A 3,595-nucleotide genomic window follows, 5' to 3' on the forward strand; every position below is an offset into this window, starting at 1 on the left:
GCAAGACCGAGAAAAGCACAAACGTAGCGGTAGCGGTATGGGGCTGAGCAGATAAATTTAGCCTTTTTACCTAGTTTCCCTTGACGATGTCGGTAAAGTCTGACCAGTCCTCGACCTTAAAAGCGCGTATATCTCGCACTGATTTTTTAAACCAATCGATTGCCGATAAGCGGTTTATAAATTTTAGAGTTCAAGACATAGGGCTCTAAAAAATTTATAAAACAACTTTAACAGCTGGCATCAAGTCGTTGTTTTCTTCGATCTTGAGCATTCTAATATCTTTAACGCAAGTGGCAAATACTGGCATGCTCTTAGCTAGCTGTTGTACTATAGTAACGCAAGTAACAGCATTAATTGTATCATCTCCAAAATACACACTACCTTGTTGCCATTTAAATCCGTGTTGTTCCATAAATTTACGAATATCACTGTAAGCTTTCGAGTGACTAGTGTCATTGGTTGTTAGACAATTGGTGTCGATATCAAACGTAACTGCATACATTAAGTGTCCTTGTTATTTTTAAATATTATACCATATTTTAAAAGCAGTAGCCTTGCGGCGCTTTAGCGCATAAGTAAGGCGAAACAGGGGGTAAGGGGGCGGTGCACTATCTACAAATTCATACGCGGAGTCGACCAATATTTTATTTAAAATTCAAAGTTACGGATTTGCATATTTAGTTCTAACCTCTATCGTCGTATGGATATAAATAAATTTAAAGATAAATGGATCGAGTTTACCGCCAAAAAGATACTGGGGAATCATACAAACGTTAAGGTCTGAAAAAGACGGGCCTAAGAACCTTGTTCCGCTAGAGTAAGATATACTAGAGCATTTCAGAGAACTTAGCGACAAAGACCAAGAGATACAAACGGCCGAGATGAAACTTAAAAGCCTCAAATCAAAACCCTAGATATCGTCAAACAAGCTTCTTTCTTGTTTAGCCTTTGCGGCAACCTCCCCTTTTTCTTTCATTGCCCTGATCTCATGCGTGATCTGCTCGTAGTAATTTTTATATAGATAGATCAAAAATTTCTTCGCCCGACCGTATGAAATTCTTTTGCGAGTGTTAATATAATATAAATCCCCCTCACGGCTCATAGCGACCTCTCCGAACCGGTTTATCTCTTCAGGCCTTTTAAGTAGCGAAACGCCGTAGCAGTATTGGCTGATGTTTAGTAAGAAATCCATCATAGCGTTTTCGGGTTTATCCGTATCTATCTCGTAAACCCTCGTATGACCGTCGTCATAAGTTTTTTTTGCGTCGATGAGATTTCTAAATTTCTCTATGGCTAGATCTACCGTATCGGCCTTTCTAGTCCTAAACTGCTCGAGGTAGTCTTTTTGAAATTTAAACGTGATGATCTTGTCCTTGCCGTGTATTTCATAGTCGAATTGTAATTTACCTTGGAGATCAGGAATCACGACTTTATCGAACATAATAATATTATTAAGATAATTTTTAAATCCATTTGATAAATTTGATAATTTTACATCAAATATCCCCTCTAGCTCCTCTTGTTTAAAGTCATATTCGGTTTTATAGTTGTTAGAATTCGTATAGTATTGAATCTTGGCCACCAAGGCCTCGTAAAACCTGATGGCGTATTTACTCGTAAAGCTGTTTAGCGTCTTAAAATCCAGGTGCGTATAATCGGTCTTTTGCCAGCAAGCCGTAGCTAACTCCTTTGCGAAGCTGATCTCGCAGGTAGCTTTCTTGCGCTCCTCGCCCTTAGTCTTGAAATTTGGAGTTATAACGAGCCGGGTCTTTTGCCAGATGATAAATTCGTCCTTTTCCCAGTCTCTGTAATTATTTAGCTCAAATGCTATATACTCGAGCTTTTCGACGGACTTTATAAAATTAGTCCTCCAATTTTTTGCATCGTCCACTACGCGCTTAAATAGCTCCAAGGGGATCACTAGGGTAGTGAATTTTACGGGCTTAGTATCTTTTTTAACGCACTCTTGAAGGGTTTTTAATAAGAAATTTAAGACCTTTAAGTCGTATATATTTATCTTTAGCCCTCTTTTGTCGGCTACTACCTTGCCCCTAATGACGGAGTTGGCCTTTAAAAGCTTAATATAACTATCGTCCTTTAAATAATCAGCCTCATAAATTCTTTGTTCCTGCGGATCTATAACTACGGGAGCAAAAAAGTCGTCTTCTAGGTCATCATAACCCTGCTCTTCATCCAAATCGTCGTTTGTACCAGGCATATCTTGAGGCATTTATTTTCCTTTTATTGAAATTCTTAGACATCGCTTTTTAATTTTGCCGAGAATTCTCCCTAAAAAGCTCCCAAAAAATGAAAAATGGGTGCTTTTGATGACTTGCTGCAAAAAATCTTAGCATTTTAGGGAGTTACGCTCAAAAAATGATCGAATTCGGCCGTTTTTTACTTAAATATAGCTTATTTTAAGTTAATTATAAGCAGAAATTTAAAATATTTCCCTGAAAACCTATGAATTATAGCCATAATTTTTATTACTGTCAAACTTTTTCCCTGAAAACCTATGAAAAATCAAAAAATCATAGGTTTTTGGTGACTTGCAATGAAAAATCATAGTGTTTTGAAGAGTGATCACTTAAATATAGCTTATTTTAAGCTGATTATAAGCAGAAATAGCGTTTTCTTTCCCTGAAAACCTATGAAAAAAAGTATAACTCCCTAAAAACCTATGAAAATTTTTCCAAACTCCCTAAAAACCTATGAAAAACAAAAATTAACTCCCTAAAAACCTATGAATTATTTTTAAGTGAACAACTCATTTTTTAACCGCTCTACCAGGATCAAAACGCATGTGAAAAACTCAGTTATTCACACCCACTAAATTTATAAGAATTTAAATTTAATAAGAATTCGAAAAAATCAAAAAAACTTAATTTTTTCTTAAACAAAAATTTATACTAAACCTTCTCTTAGCAGCCCATTTTTAGGCACGTAAATCAAATTTGGTAAAATATCATCGATAAAAAGGAGAAAATATGGAAATTTTAGAACCAGGTAAAGATTACTCAAAACTCAAAGTATTTGACGAAATCAGACAAAAACACGGTATTATAGTCACTACTAGCGGACAGACCGTATACTACGCAGACGAAAAAGGCGTAAAAAGGATCGCATATGCTTTGAAATGCAAAATTCATCATAAGGGCTAGACGTACAATAAGACTTTGAAATTACCGTTAAATCTACCGATAACCTCAGAGACGAGCTTAAAACGCTTTTTAAGACCAATGAAGCCTATAGGGGCGAAGAAGCCAGAGCTCTTATACAATCGCTAAGCGTCGTCAATAAAATGTTAAATTTTAAAAACAAGCAAGATATGAAATTTTCAAACGACAAAATCGACATTGAGCTAAAAATGAAAAGCGTCGAATACGATCTTGAAATTCCTATGATAGAGAAATTCGGAGAAAAAGGTATTGAAAATTTAAAAATCCAAAGTGAGAAAGTGTATTCAATAAAAGGTTAGCAGGAAGTCCAAAGACGATCAAGATCACATCGCAAACTACCGAGAAGGAAACAAAGCTACTTCGGATCTAAATGAGTATGGTGTCTTGTGCTCAAGCTCTCTTTGAGAAAAGAGGCA

The 3,595-nt window shown here is 36.0% G+C and carries 4 protein-coding genes and 1 pseudogene; 2 read left to right on the plus strand and 3 right to left on the minus strand.

The annotated features are described in order from the left end of the window. Positions 1–70 precede the first annotated feature (70 nt). The 3 genes and pseudogenes from RYL88_RS12290 to RYL88_RS12300 all read right to left on the minus strand — a co-directional run. Positions 71–184, minus strand: a pseudogene (locus RYL88_RS12290) (virulence associated protein VapD); the annotation flags it as partial. A 30-nt stretch (positions 185–214) separates the two neighbouring features. Next, complete coding sequence (locus tag RYL88_RS12295; RefSeq protein WP_314991670.1) at positions 215–502, minus strand: virulence factor; 288 nt, start codon at positions 500–502, stop codon at positions 215–217. Positions 503–910: 408 nt separating this feature from the next. Continuing rightward, positions 911–2,230, minus strand: a complete 1,320-nt coding sequence (locus tag RYL88_RS12300) for a replication initiation protein (protein ID WP_314991672.1) — start codon at positions 2,228–2,230, stop codon at positions 911–913. 757 nt (positions 2,231–2,987) lie between these two features. On the opposite strand from RYL88_RS12300, the gene RYL88_RS12305 reads away from it, so the two are divergent. Together RYL88_RS12305 and RYL88_RS12310 are read left to right on the plus strand one after the other, a co-directional pair. Then, a complete protein-coding gene (locus RYL88_RS12305; protein WP_314991674.1) occupies positions 2,988–3,161 on the plus strand; it encodes a hypothetical protein in 174 nt (57 codons plus the stop codon). A 167-nt stretch (positions 3,162–3,328) separates the two neighbouring features. Further along, on the plus strand, positions 3,329–3,478 hold the full coding sequence (locus RYL88_RS12310; protein ID WP_314991676.1) for a hypothetical protein: 150 nt from the start codon (positions 3,329–3,331) through the stop codon (positions 3,476–3,478). Positions 3,479–3,595 lie beyond the last annotated feature (117 nt).

This window comes from uncultured Campylobacter sp., assembly GCF_963517995.1.
Classification (GTDB): domain Bacteria; phylum Campylobacterota; class Campylobacteria; order Campylobacterales; family Campylobacteraceae; genus Campylobacter_A.